At 52.5% G+C, this 19,819-nt stretch carries 19 protein-coding genes and 1 pseudogene; 7 read left to right on the top strand and 13 right to left on the bottom strand.

All coding sequences use genetic code 11. The features are described from left to right. Nucleotides 1-512 precede the first annotated feature (512 nt). Complete coding sequence (locus PAT3040_RS27685) at nucleotides 513-1,379, bottom strand: metallophosphoesterase (protein WP_181376877.1); 867 nt, start codon at nucleotides 1,377-1,379, stop codon at nucleotides 513-515. A 16-nt stretch (nucleotides 1,380-1,395) separates the two neighbouring features. After that, nucleotides 1,396-2,931 (bottom strand): DUF4153 domain-containing protein, encoded by a 1,536-nt coding sequence (locus PAT3040_RS27680; RefSeq protein WP_108995223.1) that lies wholly within the window; start codon nucleotides 2,929-2,931, stop codon nucleotides 1,396-1,398. Nucleotides 2,932-3,049: 118 nt separating this feature from the next. Here PAT3040_RS27680 and PAT3040_RS27675 point away from each other — a divergent pair, with 118 nt between their 5' ends. The 3 genes and pseudogenes from PAT3040_RS27675 to PAT3040_RS27665 form a co-directional block, all read left to right on the top strand. Continuing rightward, complete coding sequence (locus PAT3040_RS27675) at nucleotides 3,050-4,888, top strand: ABC transporter substrate-binding protein (protein WP_108995222.1); 1,839 nt, start codon at nucleotides 3,050-3,052, stop codon at nucleotides 4,886-4,888. A 130-nt stretch (nucleotides 4,889-5,018) separates the two neighbouring features. Next, the gene (locus PAT3040_RS27670; RefSeq protein WP_087569725.1) at nucleotides 5,019-5,423 is read left to right on the top strand and encodes a DUF2500 domain-containing protein; all 405 of its coding nucleotides are present in this window, start codon (nucleotides 5,019-5,021) and stop codon (nucleotides 5,421-5,423) included. Nucleotides 5,424-6,246: 823 nt separating this feature from the next. Further along, nucleotides 6,247-6,501, top strand: a pseudogene (locus PAT3040_RS27665) (HAD hydrolase-like protein); the annotation flags it as partial. A gap of 15 nt (nucleotides 6,502-6,516) precedes the next feature. Here PAT3040_RS27665 and PAT3040_RS27660 read toward each other — a convergent pair. Beyond that, nucleotides 6,517-7,152, bottom strand: coding sequence for an Ltp family lipoprotein (locus tag PAT3040_RS27660; RefSeq protein WP_219930327.1), 636 nt, complete (start codon nucleotides 7,150-7,152; stop codon nucleotides 6,517-6,519). 327 nt (nucleotides 7,153-7,479) lie between these two features. Here PAT3040_RS27660 and PAT3040_RS27655 point away from each other — a divergent pair, with 327 nt between their 5' ends. After that, nucleotides 7,480-8,190 carry a M24 family metallopeptidase gene (locus PAT3040_RS27655; protein WP_181376876.1) on the top strand — a complete coding sequence of 237 codons (711 nt, stop codon included), beginning with the start codon at nucleotides 7,480-7,482 and terminating at the stop codon, nucleotides 8,188-8,190. Between the two features lie 119 nt (nucleotides 8,191-8,309). On the opposite strand, the gene PAT3040_RS39070 is transcribed toward PAT3040_RS27655, so the two are convergent. Together PAT3040_RS39070 and hisJ are read right to left on the bottom strand one after the other, a co-directional pair. Continuing rightward, a complete protein-coding gene (locus PAT3040_RS39070) occupies nucleotides 8,310-9,107 on the bottom strand; it encodes a GNAT family N-acetyltransferase (RefSeq protein ID WP_258235191.1) in 798 nt (265 codons plus the stop codon). Continuing rightward, nucleotides 9,100-9,921, bottom strand: coding sequence for a histidinol-phosphatase HisJ (gene hisJ, locus PAT3040_RS27645; RefSeq protein WP_108995221.1), 822 nt, complete (start codon nucleotides 9,919-9,921; stop codon nucleotides 9,100-9,102). Before hisJ ends, PAT3040_RS39070 begins: the two co-directional genes overlap by 8 nt. A gap of 222 nt (nucleotides 9,922-10,143) precedes the next feature. Between hisJ and PAT3040_RS27640 the strand changes: the two genes are divergently transcribed. Continuing rightward, the gene (locus PAT3040_RS27640) at nucleotides 10,144-11,133 is read left to right on the top strand and encodes a M23 family metallopeptidase (RefSeq protein WP_108995220.1); all 990 of its coding nucleotides are present in this window, start codon (nucleotides 10,144-10,146) and stop codon (nucleotides 11,131-11,133) included. Between the two features lie 2 nt (nucleotides 11,134-11,135). After that, on the top strand, nucleotides 11,136-11,531 hold the full coding sequence (locus tag PAT3040_RS27635) for a bactofilin family protein (protein WP_108995219.1): 396 nt from the start codon (nucleotides 11,136-11,138) through the stop codon (nucleotides 11,529-11,531). Between the two features lie 144 nt (nucleotides 11,532-11,675). Here PAT3040_RS27635 and PAT3040_RS27630 read toward each other — a convergent pair whose 3' ends face one another. Next, nucleotides 11,676-12,242 (bottom strand): hypothetical protein, encoded by a 567-nt coding sequence (locus PAT3040_RS27630; protein ID WP_108995218.1) that lies wholly within the window; start codon nucleotides 12,240-12,242, stop codon nucleotides 11,676-11,678. Beyond that, a complete protein-coding gene (locus tag PAT3040_RS27625; RefSeq protein ID WP_108995217.1) occupies nucleotides 12,239-12,721 on the bottom strand; it encodes an RNA polymerase sigma factor in 483 nt (160 codons plus the stop codon). Before PAT3040_RS27625 ends, PAT3040_RS27630 begins: the two co-directional genes overlap by 4 nt. 226 nt (nucleotides 12,722-12,947) lie before the next feature. Here PAT3040_RS27625 and PAT3040_RS27620 point away from each other — a divergent pair, with 226 nt between their 5' ends. Beyond that, on the top strand, nucleotides 12,948-13,412 hold the full coding sequence (locus PAT3040_RS27620; protein WP_108995216.1) for a hypothetical protein: 465 nt from the start codon (nucleotides 12,948-12,950) through the stop codon (nucleotides 13,410-13,412). Nucleotides 13,413-13,602: 190 nt separating this feature from the next. Here PAT3040_RS27620 and PAT3040_RS27615 read toward each other — a convergent pair whose 3' ends face one another. The 6 genes from PAT3040_RS27615 to PAT3040_RS27590 all read right to left on the bottom strand — a co-directional run bounded on the left by PAT3040_RS27615 (nucleotide 13,603) and on the right by PAT3040_RS27590 (nucleotide 19,806). Then, nucleotides 13,603-14,652, bottom strand: a complete 1,050-nt coding sequence (locus tag PAT3040_RS27615; RefSeq protein ID WP_108995215.1) for a glycoside hydrolase family 76 protein — start codon at nucleotides 14,650-14,652, stop codon at nucleotides 13,603-13,605. 77 nt (nucleotides 14,653-14,729) lie between these two features. Further along, complete coding sequence (locus PAT3040_RS27610) at nucleotides 14,730-14,954, bottom strand: hypothetical protein (RefSeq protein ID WP_181376875.1); 225 nt, start codon at nucleotides 14,952-14,954, stop codon at nucleotides 14,730-14,732. 8 nt (nucleotides 14,955-14,962) lie between these two features. Further along, nucleotides 14,963-16,501: a glycoside hydrolase family 76 protein gene (locus PAT3040_RS27605; RefSeq protein ID WP_108995214.1), complete on the bottom strand. Its 1,539-nt coding sequence runs from the start codon at nucleotides 16,499-16,501 to the stop codon at nucleotides 14,963-14,965. Nucleotides 16,502-16,581: 80 nt separating this feature from the next. Further along, on the bottom strand, nucleotides 16,582-17,436 hold the full coding sequence (locus PAT3040_RS27600) for a carbohydrate ABC transporter permease (RefSeq protein ID WP_087569788.1): 855 nt from the start codon (nucleotides 17,434-17,436) through the stop codon (nucleotides 16,582-16,584). Nucleotides 17,437-17,522: 86 nt separating this feature from the next. Then, nucleotides 17,523-18,410 carry a carbohydrate ABC transporter permease gene (locus PAT3040_RS27595; protein ID WP_087569735.1) on the bottom strand — a complete coding sequence of 296 codons (888 nt, stop codon included), beginning with the start codon at nucleotides 18,408-18,410 and terminating at the stop codon, nucleotides 17,523-17,525. Nucleotides 18,411-18,501: 91 nt separating this feature from the next. Further along, nucleotides 18,502-19,806 carry an ABC transporter substrate-binding protein gene (locus PAT3040_RS27590; protein ID WP_108995213.1) on the bottom strand — a complete coding sequence of 435 codons (1,305 nt, stop codon included), beginning with the start codon at nucleotides 19,804-19,806 and terminating at the stop codon, nucleotides 18,502-18,504. Between the last annotated feature and the right edge of the window lie 13 nt (nucleotides 19,807-19,819).

The raw sequence follows: 19,819 nt of genomic DNA, 5'->3' as shown, positions 1-19,819 counted from the left end.
AATTCTCGAGTCCCGTAACAACCGATATGTATGCGCCCTCAGTTTAATGGGCTATTGCAAGGCAAAATTAGCCTGCGGAGATCCAATTCTGTTAAATCATTTTTCGAAATCCATCGATCCATCAGCGGAGTCCGCTCCGAGATGCACGGGGAAGGTGCGATCACGGCCAATCAGGCAATTACCGCTTTCGCTTCTTGCATCCCCGTGCTTTACGGTGGCGCCGGCGCCTGACGGAGCTGCTTTCAGCGCTTGCCAGCTCCTCTTCCTCCACCGTGCTCTCGCCGGGGCCCGTAATTGTTTTGGAACTCGAGCTCGGGGAATTCTCCCATATATGTCCGAAAATAATCGTGCCTTCGTTTCTGACTATGACAACTTTCCCGTGGTAGCAGGGCATGGTCTCTCATCCTTCGATTTCGTCATGATCCATACCCTATTGTACGCGATCGGGCCGAGCAGCGCATTGGCTCATCCATTAGGAACAATCGCCTTTTTGTAAGCTTGCAAGACATGTTCTACGATGTTCCTCCACCACGAACCAGATCCACCGAAATCATCTCGGGCCGGTTAAATAACCGTTGAGGGATGACGCTGTTGCCAAGGCCCCTGCTGATAATGAGCGATGAGCCGTTTTTGTCGTGTTTTCCCTCCGACAGCTTCGGCCAGAAGCCCTGCTCGGGGGAATAGACGCCCCCCACGAACGGAATACGGAATTGACCGCCATGCGCATGTCCGGCGAAGGTCAAATCCAGTCCTTGCTCGGCATATACGTCGAACAGCTCAGGCCGGTGAGAGAGAAGAATCGTATACGATTCCGGATGTTCGATGTCTTCCATCGCTTCCGCCAGATGCATATTCAGCTTGTCCGCGCTCCCGTCGCCTTCCCGGTTAAACAGCGGATCATCGACGCCGACCAGTCGCAAAAAGCCGTCTCCAAGCGGGATAATATCATGTTCATTGCGCAGCACGCGCACGCCCAGCTTGATCAGACGCTCCTCGAGCTTCGGATACTCGGCCGCCGAATATTCGTGATTGCCTACCACCATGTAGACCGGCGCAATACGTACGATTCCTTCCATCATTGCGTAACTCGCTTCCCCGTCATAATGATGCGCGTCAACGAGATCTCCGGTGACCACGATCAGATCCGGCTTCAGCTTCTCCACTTTTTTGAGAAGAGGACGCTGGTCCCTTCCGAACATTTTGCTCTGCAGATCGGAGAGCTGGACGATTCGATAACTGTCGAACCCTTGCGGCAGCTTCTCCGATGCGATTCGGTGCGTCGATATTTCGATCGCGTTGTTCTCAAAATGCAAGAAGAGATAAATCGCCAAAATGAAAGCCGGAATGTAGAGCAACAGCCATCGTTTTCTCCTGCTCAAGCTTTCACCTCCCGTCCTATCCATGACTTTCTAATTTCTCAGCCCTTCTATGCGACAGGTTCCAGGACTGCCATCCCTTCCTGTCCTTCGCTTCCAGCCTTAATTCCGCTAGAATATCTCGAACTTCCTTAAGTTCCGGATGCCGCTCCTGCAATTTCAGGAGAGCCGGCGCCGCATCCGCCGACAAGGTGGACATATACGCCCAGTCCATGCGCCCGTTCCGCTCATAGCGCTCCGCGTTGTTCTCCGCAATCCGCGCGTCAAGATTAGCATAATTCATAATGACGTATGCTACAACCGCAAGCGCAATATTGACTTTGGCCAGCGAATATCTGCCATACCAGATTCGGACGATAGCGGCCATCATCATAATCCCGAGCAGAATCATGAAGCCATGCACGAGCAGCCGCTGCTGTGTAAAACCATATGCCTCCTCGTATAAAGATAACCTGCTGTACGCGGATATTAACATGACGAGCGTACAACTCATGAGCACGGTCAGCAGCACTTGCCTGAATCGGTCTAGCAGCCCGCTCTCCTTCTTGACGAAATGCAGCCCTAACAACAAGATCCCCATGTTGATCATGGCAATGGCGACGAGCTCCGCGAAACCTCGACGAGCGTATTCCGCATATGCCGTCCCTGCAGGCAGCAATCCCTCGGCCGCGCCGAACAGATAAGAGAATTGGATCGCTACGAAAAAAACATAAACGAAGTTCACGCAGACCAGAACGGTGGCAGCGATCGTCGAATCGACATGGGCTCCCGTACCTGATTTTTCCGCCGTGCTGCCATGGGGCTCCCTGGGAAACGCTGCCTCGAGCCCTTCATCGTCGCTTTTCGTCTTTCGGAACAACAGTCCCCAAACAAAACAGAACAGATAGAAGGAGATGCATCCGCCGATGAATATTCTCACTAACCAGTCACCGACCGATTCGACTTCGAAAAGATTGGGAACGTTCTCGATCCAGGATCGGAAGATGCCGTCTGCAGAAGCAAGAAGCGCCACGACGACAATCAACAGCGGAGCCGCGATCACAAGGCCCAGTAAGATCTTGCCGAGCTTCCCGCTTAAGCGGCCGCTCCCCTTCTCGATGCGAAACCAACCGGCAAGGATGCCGAAAGGCACCCCTATATGGGTTAACGGAATGAGCAGCCACTGCTTCAACAAGTCGCCGTAAAATCCGAAACGATGCCATGGCTGCGAGCCGCCTCGCGTTAACAGCATGCTTTGAGCAACCATTAGCAGCATTAGCCCCAAAAAATTCAGCGAACGGAACAGTTCATTTGCAAACAAGGCATAGCTGACCGCAAGCGCCGCGATCGGTCCGAACAGCAGCCACCCCGTCTTCGACTGCCCCTTCCATCTATCAAAACCGCCGAGCCTGCCTTTCACCGAATAGAAGAACAAGCCGTAACACAAGGCGACGAATATGGGTACCGACAAACCGAACGTTTGCCTCACGAATAAGTATTGTCCTATGAAACCGAGCAGCAGGGCGATCATCCACATCCGGCTATATCTTTTCAGCCAAGGCGCTGGATCTCTCATCACGCGTGCCTCCCTTTTCTTTGCTTTTTCCTAATTTTATTGTAACCTATAAAATAAGAACAAAAAGTGCAATTTGCGAAGTCGTAATTTCATGTTTTAGAGGAAGGGGCTGGCGGATATGAAGATCCGGAGGCATTATATCGCGCTCCGACGCGCCTATTCGTCGATTGCCGACGGAGAGGCCGCGCTGACGACCACCTTTGAGCTGGCGGAGCGGCTGGCATGCACGACGCGCAATATGGTCATGATCTTGAAGAGGATGGAAAGCGACGGCTGGATCAGATGGGAGTCGCGCCGCGGCAGAGGCAATCGGTCGGAGCTTGTGTTCCTCGTGCCTCTTGAACATATGTTGCTGGAAGAAGCCAAAGAGCATGTAGGGCGCGGCGATCTGCAGGCCGGACTGGACACGCTTCAGGGGGCGGACGGGCTCGCTGCAAGAGAAACGTTCCAGGATTGGCTGACGAGCCAGTTCGGATTTCGGTCCCAAGTGGACGGCAAACGCAGGACCGATACGCTGCGCTTTCCGCTTCCCGGCAAGATTGCCAGCCTCGATCCTGCCAATATTCATTATTTTGGAGAATCGCATCTCGTCCACCAGCTTTTCGACGGCCTCGTGCGAATGGACAGCCGCGGCAACGAAGTGCTTCCGCATCTGGCGCATGCATGGGAGTCGGACAACAGCCGGACCGAATGGACATTTTATCTGAGGAAAGGCGTCATGTTCCATCATGGACGGGAGATGACTGCCGCCGATGCAGCCTACTCCATCGAACGTTTGCGCCGGCAAGCTCCGGACGGCTTGTACAGCTGGGTTTACCGCGGGATACAGTCCATCGAGACGCCTGACGACACGACTATCCGTTTCCAGCTGATGAAACGGTGCGAGCTGTTTCTTCCGTTCCTCGCCACGAACCGCGCTTCCGTCGTGCCGCAGGATGTGTGCGAAGCGGAGGGCGAGCGGTTCGGAGTTGGCAGCCTTGGAGGATCGACCGTAGGCACCGGTCCTTTTCGCCTTCTTTCCAGCGACCAGAGAATTTTGACGTTGGAGGCGAATCCGGTTTATTTTCAGGGACGGCCCTTTCTGGACCGGGTTGAATTGTGGACGATGCCGATTCCGGACGGCCAGCCTCATCAGGACAGCAGCGAGCTGCGGCAATATCAAGTGATGCACAACGTAAGGATGTTGGAGAACGAGGGTTCCAAGTGGCAGCAAGTCCGGCAGTCCGGCACGACCTGCAAGTTCCTGTCCATGAACGAATTAAAGGACGGCGCTTTGGCTAACCCAAGGCTCAGAAGGCTGCTGAATCGCGCGATCAACCGCGGCGAGCTGCTTCGACTGCTGTCTGGCGACGTTATCGAGGAAGCCACCAGCTTCTGGCTGCGAGCCAGCGGCGGGGACAAGGAAGGCAGACAGGCTCCATTCGTTCCAGAAGCGCTTTTGGAGGGAGAGCTTGAGGAGCTCATCGCCGGTTTGAACAGCTATTACGAACGCTCTGGCAACAACGCGTTAACGCTGTTGACCATTCCGCAATATGCGGCGGATGCTTCTCTGGTCGCGGAACTGTTGGCAGCGCAAGGCATCCGTCTCGACATCAGGCTTCTGCCGGCGGAGCAGTTCAAGGGCGGCGAACGGATGGAAGCCGACTTGCTGCTGTTCGCGATTATGCTTGACGAATACCGGGAGCTCCGGCTCGTCGACCTGTATACGAGCATGCTGCAGCACATGCCGGATCGCGACGCCTCGGTCATGAACGATAGATTGCGGGCCGTTATGGCGGAGGCCGATCCCGCTGCGCGTGCCAAGCTGTTCATCCGAATCGAGCAGGAGCTCACCGGCCGCGACAGCTTATGCTTCCTTTATCGCAAACATCTAAAGACAGCGTTCCACCCCTCCGTTCAAGGCATAACGCTTGAATCGTTAAGCTGGGTGCGGTTCAAGGATTTATGGTTTCGATAAGGAATCTTTTTAACACGCACACGCACTTAAAGGGAGATTGCGATGAAGTCTGTTGGATTCTGCAACATTTTCCCGGGAAATGACGTAAAATGAAAATCGATAAAATTTCAAGATAACAGGAGGTATTACTATGGGAGATCCTTTCGGCGCTCCGGCCGGCTTTGACTTCATGATTACAGTTGTTCCAATAATAATCGTCATCGGCTTCGCGGTCGTTATCGGCGGTATCATCTTCTCAGGGGTCAAACACGCGAAAAACGCAAGTTCGCCCCAAGAAAGCACCTTCGCCAAAATCGTAGCCAAACGGATGGACGTGCGACATCATACGAACCACCATAATCACGGCAACGATGGCATCGGTCATATGTCGTCCTCTTCGCGCACTTATTACTACATCACGCTGGAGTTCGAGAATGGCACGCGCCGCGAATTCCTCGACGTCAAAAATATTTACGGCCTGGTTGCCGAAGGCGACTCCGGCTACGCAGCGACGAAGGGTGAATGGATCGTGGCCTTCGAGCGCAGTATCGGGTAGCGGAGTGTGGCTGGCAGCTTGAAATGCCGCCGAGCGGCGAGATTTAGAGCGATGACGCCGACTTAAATCTTGAAAAGCAGTTGGTCGGCGAGCTTTAGATCGATGCCGCCGACTTAAAGCTTGAAAAGCAGCCGGACGGCGAGATTTAGATCGACGCCGCCGACTTAAAGCTTGAAAAGCAGCCGGGCGGCGAGATTTAGATCGATGCCGCCGACTTAAATCCTGAAAAGCAGCCGGACGGCGGGATTTAGAGCGATGACGCCGACTTAATGCTTTAAAAGTTGTCGGTCGGCGAGCTCTAGATCGATGACGCCGACTTAAAGCTTGAAAAGCAGTTGGTCGGCGAGTTTTAGATCGACGCCGCCGACCTAAAGCTTGAAAAGCAGTTGGTCGGCGAGTTTTAGATCGACGCCGCCGACTTAAATCTTGAAAAGCAGCCAGTCGGCGAGATTTAGATCGACGCCGCCGACTTAGTCTCCACCCGCAGCGGCCGCTCCCACCATGCTGAGTATCAAAATTACCCTGACGGGCGATTTTGATTGCTCCGTTGTGCAAGGTTGTCCTTCTAACGGACAGGAGCGCCGCTATTCTTCGATTAGCTGATGTTTCTAAAATCTAACGGACACACGCGCCTCTATTTGCACCATCAGAGCAGCTTTTTGCTATATTTCGGCCATATAACGGCGCTCCTGTCCGTTAGAATTTGATCCTTGCGTAAAACGGGCTAATAGTGTCTCGTGAGTCTGTTAGATTCTCGGCCGGGTCCGTATGTCCAAAGAAAATAAAGTTGTAGACTGAGAAAATAAAGTATTAGACTGCCTCCAGTATTCAACAAATTGAATCTTTGAACAAGTCAGACTTAGTAAGAAGTATTATTGTAAAATATGGGATTACTAATGCAGCAGTAGTAGGGGACCGCCTATCAGATATAAATGCAGCAAAAGACAACGGTTTGGTTGCCATAGGATGTAATTTTGATTTCGCACAAAGCGATGAACTTACTCAGGCTGATATCGTTATAAACGACTTGATTGAACTGAAGACACTATTACCAGTAAACAAAAAGGACGACCATTAGTCGCCCTCAAATATGTTATTCATATGCAATACTTACCCCATGTTTAGCCTGTGCATTCGTGAATCCCTCAAACTCTAATTGTTCTATTAAACCCTGCTCTGAGAATGACGAGTATTCAAGATAATCTTTTGCCTTTAGAGCGGCTTGCTCATTCCAATCTGCGTTTACCCGATCAACTGCATATTCGGCATCAGTATTATCGTAACCTTCAAACACTAACTGCTCTATCAAACCTTTCCTTGAAAATGCCGTGTACTCTAGGTAATTCTTTGCTGTACGTACTGCATTGCGTTGGCTTGCTGTTTCTTTGACTGTTGGCTCAGGTGTTGGTTTGACTGTTGGTTCAGGTGTCGCAACAGCTACTTCTACTTTATCTTCAACAACTGCTTCTTTCTTATCTGTCTCACTTGTAGGTTCAGATTTTGTTTCCGACTCCGTTTCGACAACTGATTTGTCAACATCGGCAGTCATATTCGTATCGTCAGAATCTACGCTAAAAGCTACAACCAAGACAATGAATGCAATAAGACCAAATAACATACTTTTCTTGAGGGTGAAGCTTGGAGAAATCTTTCGCCTAAGTGGTGGGATAATCGCCATCACTATGAAGAAAAGTACTGCAAAGAATGAAAATAGACCGATAACTGCCATGACATAATACACTCCCTTTTCATTTGTATGTAGGACTATTGTATTACACTATACCATAGCAGTTACCAATAAATATACTATTTTCTAGTAAATTGGACGTGCATTCATTGTCGATAAGTGTTTCAAAGCTCCACGCGCAGATCGATGGACTCACCGAAAGGACTCCTTCGCTTGGAAGCTCAAGTACTCGTTACCTGAAGGACTGAAATCTGAATAGAGCTGTACTCCTCAATCTGCAACAATTCAATAGCGCGGCCAACCATTATGCTCATTTATTTAAATTAGGGAAAAATAAAAAAGACTCTTTACGTTAAAGGTGGGTTATTTGTGGAGCAATTGTCAAATTATCTACACGTTCAATCCATCGCTAAATCCACAATAAGCGAGTTAAAGAATGTAATTAAAGAAGGCATTTCAGAACGTGAAATTGTTTGTATAACCGAAGACATTATGAGAGCCAATGGCGTAAATAGTTTTTGGTATCATGGTATAGGGGCATTTGTTCACGTTGGAAAGAGAACAACCATTTCCGAATCAGGCAAGGGTTATAAGCCTTCAGAAACATTAGTCGGCAGGAATGATATTGTAACAGTAGACCTTAGTCCGGAGTTTAATACCTATTGGGGCGACTATGCCCGAACGTTTATTATCATTGATGGGAAGGCTGTCGGTGTAGATGCATTAGAATGTAGAAATAATGAATTTGAGCTTATGGATGGGGTTAAAGTTGAAGAGAACCTGCATAACATATTTATGAACTATATCAAACCTGACATGACTTTTGAAGATGTCTACCTGCATATGAATGAGGTAATAAACCAACTCGGTTATATTAACCTTGATTTTGCCGGAAATTTGGGCCATACAATTGAGTTTAATAAGGACAACAGGAGATATTTTGTGTCTGGAAATAAGACTAAGCTGAGTGAAGTAACCCTCTTTACATTTGAACCACATATTAAGCATAGGAGCTTAGAATACGGATTTAAGAGAGAGGATATTTATTATTTTCGCGATGGCAAATTGTTTGTATTATAAAGATAAAGACTGAACAACTATAGTGGTAACTCGGTGCGCGATCCTCATTCGAGATTGTTGCATCATTTCCTAATCGACAAAAAACAGCCTATAGAGGCGGGAACCATTCTTCCCGCTTCTCATAGGCTGATTATTTTCTCCATGCAGTAGCTGGACTCGCATTCCGCATATTCTCCGAACCTATCGATCTCGTAGAAACCTTGCTTTCGGTAGAAACCGATGGACTCGAATTGAGGCTCGCCCGTTTCCAGCCGAAGTCTCGAATGCCCCCGCTCAACGGCACGCTTCTCCAGAAACCGATACACCTTCCCCGCGATCCCCGCCCTGCGAACATCCGGCACTACGTAGAAGCGCTTCAACTCTGCAGTGTCGCCGTCCAGGCTCCGAATTCCGCCGCAGCCCACGGGTCGGCCCTCCAGGTACGCCACAGCGAAAACCATGCTCGATGTAGAAGGCTCCGAGAAGTTCACGCCGAATATTTCGCCTGGCGGATACAAGCCCGCCAGGTAATCGTCTAGCTGTGCGATCAACATGGACAAACACTCGTCATTCGTGGACACTTCCCTCACGACAACACGCGCACTGTTCTGTGCACCTTCCTTACAGGCGGCACCAGGCGCATCTGGATGGACGAATTCCTTTACTGCCGCGCCAGGCGCATCTGAATGGCCGGATTCATTCATTTCGACAGGCGAATCCGGCTGACTGGATTCCTTCGTTGCGATAGGCACATCCGGCTCGCCGGATTCCCTTACGGCGGCACCAGGCACATCTGCCTCGCCGGATTCCCTCACGGCCGTACCATGCACATCTGCCCGTCTAAATACATGCCCGGTCGCAGGCGCATCTGCCTGTCCATCTTCATTCCCGGTCGTAGACGCAGCTTGCTGCTCCGCGTCCCTCCCCAGCTCATCCACGCGTCATTGTCTCCTCGAACCATTCGTAGCCAAATCCGACTTGCTCCGGCTTATGCGAGTCGGAGCCGTACACGCAAGCAATGCCGCGTTTCGCGCACTCCGCAAGGAACCATGCCGGCACATAAGGTTTCCCGCAAGTAGCCACGCGCATCCCCGCCATGTTGACGTCAACGCCTACGCCGGACGACTCCAGCAATGGCAGCAGGCCCTCCAACCGGCGGCGAATCAATTCTTCGCTAATCTCCGGCAGCTCCGTCCGGAACTTCTCGATCAGGTTGATATGTCCGATCCGCTTGCGCATCGGCAGCTTGGCGGCTGCACGAATCGCCGCTTCTGCATGATTGTAATATTCGTTCGCTACCTCATCCATCGTGCCATAATGGGCGAGCAGATGCCGACGGAAGTCCGCCGCAGTGAAATCGATACAGCGCATGCCGCCGACGCCGGGCAAATAATGCACGGAGTAGACAACATCCTCGAGCTCGTTCCCCCATTTCTCCAGCAGCTCCTCCGTGAACGAAGACGCCCCCGGCAAATAATCGATTTCCAGACCGATAGTCACTTCGATTTTCCCTTCGTACTTCGCTTTCATTTCTTTAACGTAAGCCAGATAGTCCGGCATCTCGTCCATCGACATCGCAAGCTCGTCCATCAGCTTAGGATCGTCGATCCAGCCTGCCGGAAGCGGCGGATGTTCGCTAATGGTGTAACGCTGGAATCCCAGCTCGATCGCCCTGTCCAAATACAATTCCTGCTTCGCATCGCTTCCGTGATAACAGAACCGTGTATGCGTATGTCCATCCCATTTCAACATAACCCATGCACTCCTTCCATCCTGCTTGCCCGTTTTTTCAGTTATCTTTGCACTCCATTACACTCGTACCATAGCGTACCATGAGTCCGCGCTAAGGTACAATCCGACTTTCCATCAAGATGCGGCAACGTTTTTTCCTCCCATGCAGGAATTAAGGCCTATTCTGTCGAATAAACAGGGTTGTGCAAGAGTAGGATTGAAGTAGGAGGTCCAGGAGCCTAAATGAAACGGTTATCCAAGCTATTTACTTTCGTCATTATTCCCGAAGCGAACCAATCCGTAAAACGTTTTACCGTAAGCGGATACATATTAGTAATCGTACCGTCGGCCATCGCCTTGCTGGCAATATGCGCGGCTATATTCATCTCCTTGTTCAGCGGCAGCGCTGCGAAGCTCGCACATCTGCAGGCTCGGCTTGATCTATCGCAGTCTGGTTACGAAAAGTCGCTGCAGTTCAAGAACGACCGTATTGCGGCTCTGGAAGCCGATCTAACGACTCTGTCGGCACAAGCCGATCAGATCGAAAACAAGATAAGCGAAATTGCGGAGTTAGAGAGCCAATTGAAAGAAATCGTCGGCATCCAATCGACGGACGTACATATCTCCTCAGCAAATAACATACCCCTGAGCGAAGGAGGACAAGGCGGCGAAGAATTTAGCCTGATGCAATCGGCTGAAGCATCTTCCCTTGCGAATCGCACCGGGCAGGAGTTCGACCTGCTCGCAAGCCTCATGGACGAGCTAAAACCCAGCTTGGAAGCAACCAAGTCCGCTATACTGAAGCACCAGCAATTGCTGGACATTACCCCGACGATCTGGCCTTCGGACAATCGAAAAATCACCTCAACCTTCGGCGTTAGACGAGATCCTATATCCGGCCGTTCCGCCGTTCATAACGGATTGGACATCGGCGGCAATCGCGGCGATCCCATCTACGCTGCGGCAGACGGCGTTGTCACCTTGTCGGAGAGAACCTATCCGCAGGGCAACAATATTTTGATCGATCATGGGAGAGGCATCGAGACTCGTTATCTCCATCTTAACGCCAGACATGTAGAGGTAGGCGACAAGGTGCACAAAGGCCAGTTGATCGGCGAGCTCGGCAACACGGGGCGCAGCACGGGCCCCCACTTGCATTATGAGGTTATCGTAAACGGCACGCATGTCGACCCTACTCCCTATATCCAAGAGGACAGAGAGGAACGTGAGTAAACATGTTCAAAAGCAAATCCGGATCGGGCAAAATTAACCCGGATATGACAGATACGCTCATCGGGGAAGGTACGATCTTCGAGGGCAAGCTTCGTTCCGAAGCAAGCATTCGCATCGAAGGCAGCATTATCGGGGATATTTCCTCTAACGGAGATGTCATTATCGGGGAGAATGGCGTAGCCAACTCCAATTTAAGCGCCCGCGACCTCGTGCTTGCAGGACAGCTAAACGGCGATGCCGAGATACGCGGCAAGCTGACCATCAGCTCCACGGGCGTGCTTAACGGCAATATTACGGCAGCCTCGCTCATCATCGAGTCGGGCGGCGTCTTTAACGGCAGCAGCAAGATGACAAGCACAAAGCCCGAGGCCGTCCAGCCGGTCAAAGCAACATCCTGATCGGTTAGGTCCAGACGCAAGAAGAAAGGTATAAAGAAAGTATGAGCAAATTCTTATACTTCCCTATAAGTCAAGAAAACCTCTTCCTTGGTTGAAGGGCCTGCGAGCAGATGTCCTTCACCCTAGGAAGAGGTTTTTTATAGCTTAGAAATTGTTGTAGATCCGCTGCGCGGTGACTTTGCCGCTTGCCACGTCATCCGAAGTGAAGCCGGATACCGCGTTGCCAACTTTGAACTCTTTGCTGACGAGCTGTTCGGAAGCTTCGGGCGCATTAGGGCCCGGGATGCCGTATTCCGTCTCATCCGTTACCGATACCCACAGATCGCCCACGCGGAAGCTCTTGCCGTCCGCTGCTACTTCTTCGATTACCCCGTCGATGTTAACGACGGCTTTGCCGGAGCTAGGAGGAGCCGGCTGCTGCGAATCCACTACGCCGTTATTCGTGCCCGGCGCAGGCACGTTGCCGCCGTCGTTGCCGCCCCAAGCTACAATGCCTGCCGCCAGCACCGCGCAAGCCGCCACGCCTACCGACCATGCTGCCCATTTGTTCTTTTTCGTCGTGTTCACTGTATTCATTCTAATCTCTCCTTTGAGTGTTCCATCGGCTTCCATCTTGTGTTGTTCTCTTTCCAGCATCGCTATGGTACGTTCCCGAAAGTCCTCGCTCATCTTCAGCTTGGATAATGCCTCCTTGTACCCTGGTTTTTTCATGCCTGTCCTCCTCCTATTACGCTTCTCAGCATCTTGCGTCCGCGCGCGAGCCATGTTCCGACGGTAGCGGGTTTGGAATGCAGCATATCCGCGATCTCTTCCAGCGAATATCCTTCGTAATAATGAAGGTGGATCGGGACCCGGTACTTTACGTCCAAGGACATCACTTCCTGCAAAACCGTATGTTCGTCCCGCGTAAGCTCGCCCAGATTGTCCGGCATTGCCGCGCGTCTCCGGAACCATCCCGACTTCAACCTGTTCTTGCACTTATTGATCGTCGTCCGGATCAGCCAAGCCTTCTCGTGTTCGCCGCTCGCGAAGACCGGAGCCGACTGCAAATAGGCCAGAAACACATCTTGCGCGACTTCTTCCGCATCCGACATGTTCTTTAGATAGGAGAAAGCTACCTTGACCAGATTGTCCGAATAGTTGATGACGGCGTTGCGAGCCGCTTCCCCTCGCTCAGATAAATCCTGCACCTGTTGTCCCTCCTTCACTACTAACACAATCCAACATGTCTTTATTTTTCACAGTGTCCAATAAAGTTTATTAGTATCTATGGACAATGGGCGAAAAGGGATGAAGTTCGATCTTAAACAAAACTTTATATTCCTTTTACATTGCCAGCACATTTCAGGGGTAGACTAGGAGCAATAGATGGCATTAAGCACATTCATTCAACGCTCATACCCGGGAGGTATCCTTATGAATCTCGTAATTCGCAATGCCTCGGTCTTACTGATTGCAACCGCCACTTTGCTGGGAGGGCTGTTTAACCCTCCATACGTGGAACCAGCAGCGGAATCGGCGGTCATTCCCAGCGTCGAGATCCTTCGCGCCGGAGACGGCGCTGTTCCGATCGAGCATGCGCAGCTCAGGGCACTTGATTTCTCCCAAAAAACATCTGTCGAGAGAAACGGCCAGGTTTATGTGCCGATCCGCGAATACGTGGAGAAACATAGCGGACAGCTCTTTTATAATCGAGAGACTGCATCTGCCGATATTACGATAGGCGCGCTCTCCTTCTCGCTGCTGTTTGAGGAAGGCAGCATCATGTATAACGGGCATGTTTTGAAAGGCGGATATTTCGTCCAAGACGGCCTTGCCTATATAAATGCAGAACAGCTTGCCGTTATGATGAACGGCCAACTCGCTTTTTCTCCAGCTTAACTGCAGAACCTTTCCAGCCACTCTACGCCATAATCCCACCTGCTCCGCCATATCCGATAATTTGCGTCAGCATCACCAGCGCTAAACAAGTACACAAAAAAACCACAGCATTACGCCCGAGATGAGCGTACCTGTGGCTTGAATATACTTTCTGATTAACGCGGCGGTTATATACATTTATCTATTTCCGCTAGGCCGTCTGCGACACTCCGCCAGCTTCCAAGGCCGCAACCCGTTCCAGCAGCATGATTCCGCTAAGCTGGGTGCTCAGCGTGACCCGCTCCGACGGCAGGGAAGACCAATCCGTGTGGAAGACGTTGCGTTCCATATCGCGCGCCCGGCTCCACAGGCTGTTCGCATTGGAGAGGAGCAGCTCCTCGGCTTCCGACCTCCCCGGCGCTTCCAAAGCGAGCTCCGCCAAATAACGGACCAGTATGCCTTTAAACAAACCGCCGTCGCCGTCGCCTTCGTCCGGAAACAGGCCCGTAGCGGTATTGGTCAGTATTCTTTTCGTCTCGCCCGCCGTTCGGATGGCATCAAGAATATACGCCTCGTCTTTCGTCAGTTTGTACAACTCCACTCCCGCTCCGACAAAGACGCCCTGACAATAGGTGAACTTCCAATCCTTGTCGATGGAGCCGTCACCCGTCCGGTTCATGCCGTCCCAGACGAAGCCGCTGTCCGGATCGACGAGCTTCTCCTTCTGCCAAGCGTAGATGCGAAGCGCCCACTGAAGATCCTCTTCCTTCTGAAAAAGTCGATACAATCTGGCCGCAAGGATGACGGCAGGGGCGTTAGCAGGTGTATTTTTGTAATCGAGCTGACTCTTCTGCCATGCGATGCCCCCTCCCATATGATTGTTCCAGCCTGTCTGGATATCCTCCCATAATAGAAGCGCCGCTTCCTTAAATCGTTCTACGCCCGTCGCTTCGAATGCGCGCAGCCAAGAAATCGCCATCCACTCCATGTCGTCGTACAGCTCGTTCGGGAAGGCCCCGCCGTTGCGCTTCAGCAAGCCGTCGTACAAGGACTCCAGCCTTTGCACATAAGCAGCATTCCTTGTCCGAATATAGCCATCCGCCAGCGCATCGACGGCATGGGCCATCCACCAATAGTGAAAAATCGTATTGCATTCTCCGTTCGGACAAGGCGTCTCAATATTGTACAAACCGATATGTTCATTCCAGAATTGTTCTTCCAGCGCTGCCTGGGCCAGATCGGCCCGTGTGCTCCATACCATGCTGTCTCCACTCCCTTACTCTCGCTCTAGTCGCTATGCCATTCTGACTTAGTCATTCTTCTATCAATTGTTAATCGTTATGGAAGCTTGCCTTCCCGCTCCAGAAGAGCAAGCTGCTCCAGCAACATCATGCCGCTAAGCTGCGTGCCGAGCTGGACGACTTCGTCCGGCGTCTGCGCCCATGAATTGCTGAACAACGCCGCGTCCGTTCCCTTGCCGTATTCCCAAAGGCCGCCGCCGATACAAGGATGATCGCCACGGCAAACGCGGTCGCCAATCTGATGTTTCTCCGCTTCATGCACCCTCCATGCTACAGTCCGTAGATTTTGTCCAGATTCAAATAATTGTTATTCCCCTTCGAGCTGTCGTAGCCGATCACGATCGTATTATGGCCTGCGTTCAGGTTGACGCTGAGCGTAACCGTATTCCAGCTTCCCCAGCCTCCCGTATTGCCGAACGACAAGTTGTTTGCCACAACGGTTCCGTTAACGGCAACATATCGTCCCGCATTACCCGCTCCGGCGGCGTATCTGATCGTCACCGTTCGCGTGCTCGCCGAGTTCTGATTGACATGGAACGTAACGAAAGAGCCGTTGCTGTTCCATCCCGCCAGATAGCCGCGCGCGCTATAACCCGCATGCGTGCTTTCGGAAATGATCGCGCCCGTCTTGCGCGCGTTCTCCGCTTCGTAAGTTCCGTTGCCTGCGATGTTGCCGGTGTAATTGTCCGGCGGCGTGAACTGCAGAATCGAAGCTCCTGCGGCAGCAGCGAGACTCTGCACGTAACCCGATCCCATCGGCGCCGTCCAGTCGCTGCCGATGATATTGTCCGACGTCCTCCGATGATTAAATGCCTGCGTGGCGTTCTGCTGCAGGAAGTTTAAGTAGGAGGCGTTGCCCGTCGCGATGCGGAGCTTGTTCAGGTTCCGCGCGAAAATCATTTTAAACCCGGCTGCGTCGTTCTCCCCTTCGTACAACAAGGAATAGGACAACGTCATATTGTTGATGACGTAATTCGCCGCGTTGTTCGCGTCCGTCAGATAACTTGCCGTTCCCGTCGCCTGGTGCAGGGCCAAAGCCGCGCCGAGGAACGTACCGTAGTTGTAGGTGAAATCCCAGTCCACGACCGTCCCGCTGCCGCTTCCCTCCACATGGTCGTTCACTTTGCTGCCGGAGATCAGCCGGCTCTTGATCCATGAATAGATGTTTTGAGCCTTCGTCAGATACGTCGTGTCGCCGGTCGCGTTTAATAGCTTGATTGCCGTCATGACCATCGGCGCGTTGGTGGCGATGTTCTTTTGCGGAGACGTGCCGTCGCGCTTCCACCAGATTCCGCCTCCGTACGTGCTGTCGTAGTCGCTGTAAATTTCGTTGAACAAGAACCACGCCCGGTTCCTGTATTCGTCGGTCCCTGTCAGCTCGTAAGCACGCATGCAAGCCAGCGCCCACCAGCCCAGATCGTCGTTGAAATGGTTGACGAGCATATCTGGCACCTTCGCATTAAATCCGTCGTACACATCGTCGATCATGGTCCGGTACGCGCTGCTTCCTGTCCGCTCATAAGCGTCCATAACCGTTTCCCATAGCTGGGCTTCCCACCAGAAGTCGGTATACAACCCGCCGTTTGGACCGTGAGCATGCTCGGGATGGATCAGATGGTCGCTGTTCGTGTAGAAATACTTTGCGACTGGATCGTAGAACGTGCTGACGAATCCGTTCATAGCCGTGTCGGCGTTGGCCGCCGTAAAAGCCTCGGCCTTCTTGGCTCCCGTTGCGAAGACGGGCAAGGCAAGCGCGGCAGCCAGCAAGACCGCCATCCATCTTTTTCCCGATATCCATTGCTTATTCATCACATGCACTCCTTCGCCATATTAGAATGGTTTAGCACATTATGCCGTCCGCGATGATTGAAGTTGCCTGCGCTTGCCCGTCACCCCTTGACGCCAGTAAAAGCGATGCCCTGCACAAAATATTTCTGAAGCAGCAAAAACAGCACCAGAATAGGCAAAATCGCGATCAGCGCGCCGGCCATCATGGGGCCGTAATCCGTCTGATAGTTGTAAGAGAACGCCTGCAATCCCATCTGAATGGTCGCCTTGTCGGGATCGTTTAAGATGATCATCGGCCACAGAAAGCTGTTCCAGCCCGCCTGGAACGTAAAGATGCCAAGCGTCGCGAGCGCGGGTTTCGTCAACGGCAGATAGATGTTCCAGAAGATGCGGAACTCCTTGCAGCCTTCGATCCGGGCCATCTCCATCATGTCCGAGGGCAGCGTCAGGAAAAACTGGCGCATAAAGAACACCGCGAACGACCCCGAAGCGCCGGGCAAAATAATGCCCCAAAACGAGTTCAGAAATCCGTTGCCGCCGCCGCCGAGCAAGTCGTTGCCGCCCACCAGCGGGAAGTGCTTGAGCACATAGAAGCTCGGAATCATCGTAACGATGCCGGGAATCATCATAGCGGCCAGCAGGACGCGGAACATCGCCTTGTTGCCCCGGAAATTCAACTTCGCGAAGGCGTAGCCGCTAAGCGAACCAAAGAACAAATTCGCCAGCACGCCCGACACGGCGAGCACTAGCGAGTTCCAGAAGTAAAGTCCGAACGGCACGGTCGTGAACGCCTTGCGGTAATGCTCCAGCGTCACTTCCGACGGCAGCCATTGGATCGGAATCGAAAAAATTTCGTTGCTGGGTTTCAGCGACGTCATCAAGCTCCAGAAGAAAGGCAGGAACATGACGACCGCTATGGCAATGCTGACTGCGTAGAACAACATCTTGCCGATCATGACCCGAGCCGGGTAGGACAAGGCCGGGGACGAGGTCAGAGCATTTGCCGGTCGGTTCGCAGGTAACGTCTTCATCCCATCCCCTCCTATACAATCGGCTCTTCGGATTTGTTAATGCGCATATTGATGAATGAGAAAATAAGAATAGCAATGGCCAGAATGAACGCTTGCGCGGACGCATACCCCATCTGCAGCTGATTGAAACCTTGCTGGTAGATCAGGTACACCGGCGTCTTCGTCACGTTGCCGGGTCCGCCTTGCGTCAGGACAAACGCCTGGTCGAACAGCTGGAGCGCGCCGATGATCGACATCGTGCTGACAAGAAACGTCGTCGGACGAAGCTGCGGCCATGTGATATAACGGAAGCGGTCGAAGGCGGTCGCCCCGTCCAGCTTCGCGGATTCGTACAAATATTCGGGAATCCCTTGCAGTCCGGCAATGTAAATAATCATATTGGAGCCTACGGATTGCCACAGCGTAACGAGAATGATCGACAGCATGGCCGTCTCCGTCTGCGCCAGCCACGCCGGCCCGATGATGCCGAAGTAACCCAGAATGCCGTTAACGAGACCGAACTCCGGGTGCAGCAGCCAAATCCATACGGTGGCTGCGGCGACGGCGGACGTCAGCGTCGGCAGATAGTTCATCGTGCGGAAAAGTTTGATGCCCATTCGTTTGAAGTTCATAAGCATGCCGAGCATGAGCGAGATCACGATGTTAAGCGGTACGAAAATAATGGAGTAATAAAACACGTTCTTGAACGTCTGCCAGAACAAGGCGTCTCCCGCCAGCCTCTTGTAATTGTCCACGCCGACGAAGTCCATCCGGCTGACGACGTCGTAATTGGTGAAGCTGAGAAACATCGCCATAACGACGGGCACGATCGTAAACGCCGCAAATAGCAGCATCGTCGGAGTAATAAAGAGGAACGCCATCTTTTCTTGATGGCGGCCTAATTTGCTGATGGATGCCATGTCGCTCTCCCCCTTGCGGTTGCCGGGAACACGGGCGGGAGAGGTTAGCCTCTCCCGTTCGCTCCCGATCCTGTTTGGTGCTTGGCGCGAATCACTTCACGTCCGCATTATCCGCGAGCAATTTGTCTCCTTGCGTCTGGGACTTGTTCAGCGTATCCTCCAGCCCTTGCTCTCCTTGCTGGAACAGCTGGAGATTCGGGATAAGTCCGTCGTTCTCCATGACGGAGTAACCCGGATGCGCCGGACGGATCTTGGCGAATTCCAGCGTCTCCATAAACGGCTGCCAAAATGGATCGTCCTTGAAGAACGGATCTTCGAGCGCTTCCTTCAGACCCGGCATGTTGAGACTTGTTTTGGCCCAGAGCAGCGCGTTGTCCTTATTTGCAGTCCACCATTTGACGAACTCCCAAGCTTCTTCCTTATGCTTCGCTCCCTCCGGAATGACGAGACCGAAGCCGCCCATGACGCTGCCCTTGTCGCCGTTCGGACCTGCCGGAGGCGGCACGATGCCGAAGTCGAGATCCTTGCCGTACTTTTTGTACGTGCTTAACATCCAGGGACCCGTGTATTGCATGGCCAGCTTGCCGGTGACAAACGCGTCCGTGCCTTCGCCAAGTCCTTGCTCGAATCCGACCTTATACACTTTGTCCTCGTTCAGAAGCTTATCCCAGAATTGCAGCACCGACCTGCCCTGTTCGCTGTTGAAGCCCGTCTTCAGTCCGTCCTCCGACAGCATCGAGCCGCCCGCTTGCTGCAGGTACATATTAAATAGACCATTGTCGCCGAGGGAGAAACCCGCTACTTCCAGCTTGCTGCCGTTCCATTTGGTCGTCTTGACTGCCGCTTCCTCCAGCTCCGCCCAAGTCGTAGGTGGTTTTACACCCGCTTCGTCCAGAATCTTTTTATTATAAAAGAGTGCTCTTGCATCAACCGTAAGCGGCAGTCCGTACAGCTTGTCGTTGTAGGATAATTCCTTGATGGACTCCCCGTAGAACGCATCCTTCGAGAGACCGTCCTTCTCCAAATATTCGTCAATGGGATGCAGCACGTTTTTCGGCGCGTACAGCGACGTGCGCCATCTGTCCCAGAACAGAATGTCCGGCGACCCGCCGGAAGTTGCCGCCGTCAGGAATTTCGTTATCATATCCTGCTGCAGCACGTATTTGACGCGGATGCGGTCCTGCGATTTGTTGAACGCGTCCACCATCGTCTCGAACTGTTTCTGCCCTTCTCCGCCCCAGTCTCCCCAGAACGTCAGCTCAACGGGTTTGCCTCCGCCTCCTCCGTCGCCGCCGGATCCGCCTTTATCGCCGCCTCCATCGTTGTTGCCGCTGCAGCCGATAACGGATGAGAATAATACCGCCGATAAAGCAGTAACCGATAACCATCTTTTCATGTCAAATGCCTCC

Source organism: Paenibacillus agaridevorans (assembly GCF_003112455.1).
In the GTDB taxonomy this organism is placed as follows: Bacteria; Bacillota; Bacilli; order Paenibacillales; family Paenibacillaceae; genus Pristimantibacillus; species Pristimantibacillus agaridevorans.
Note: the sequence above shows the minus strand (reverse complement) of the source record. Positions and strands in the feature narration are given on the sequence as shown.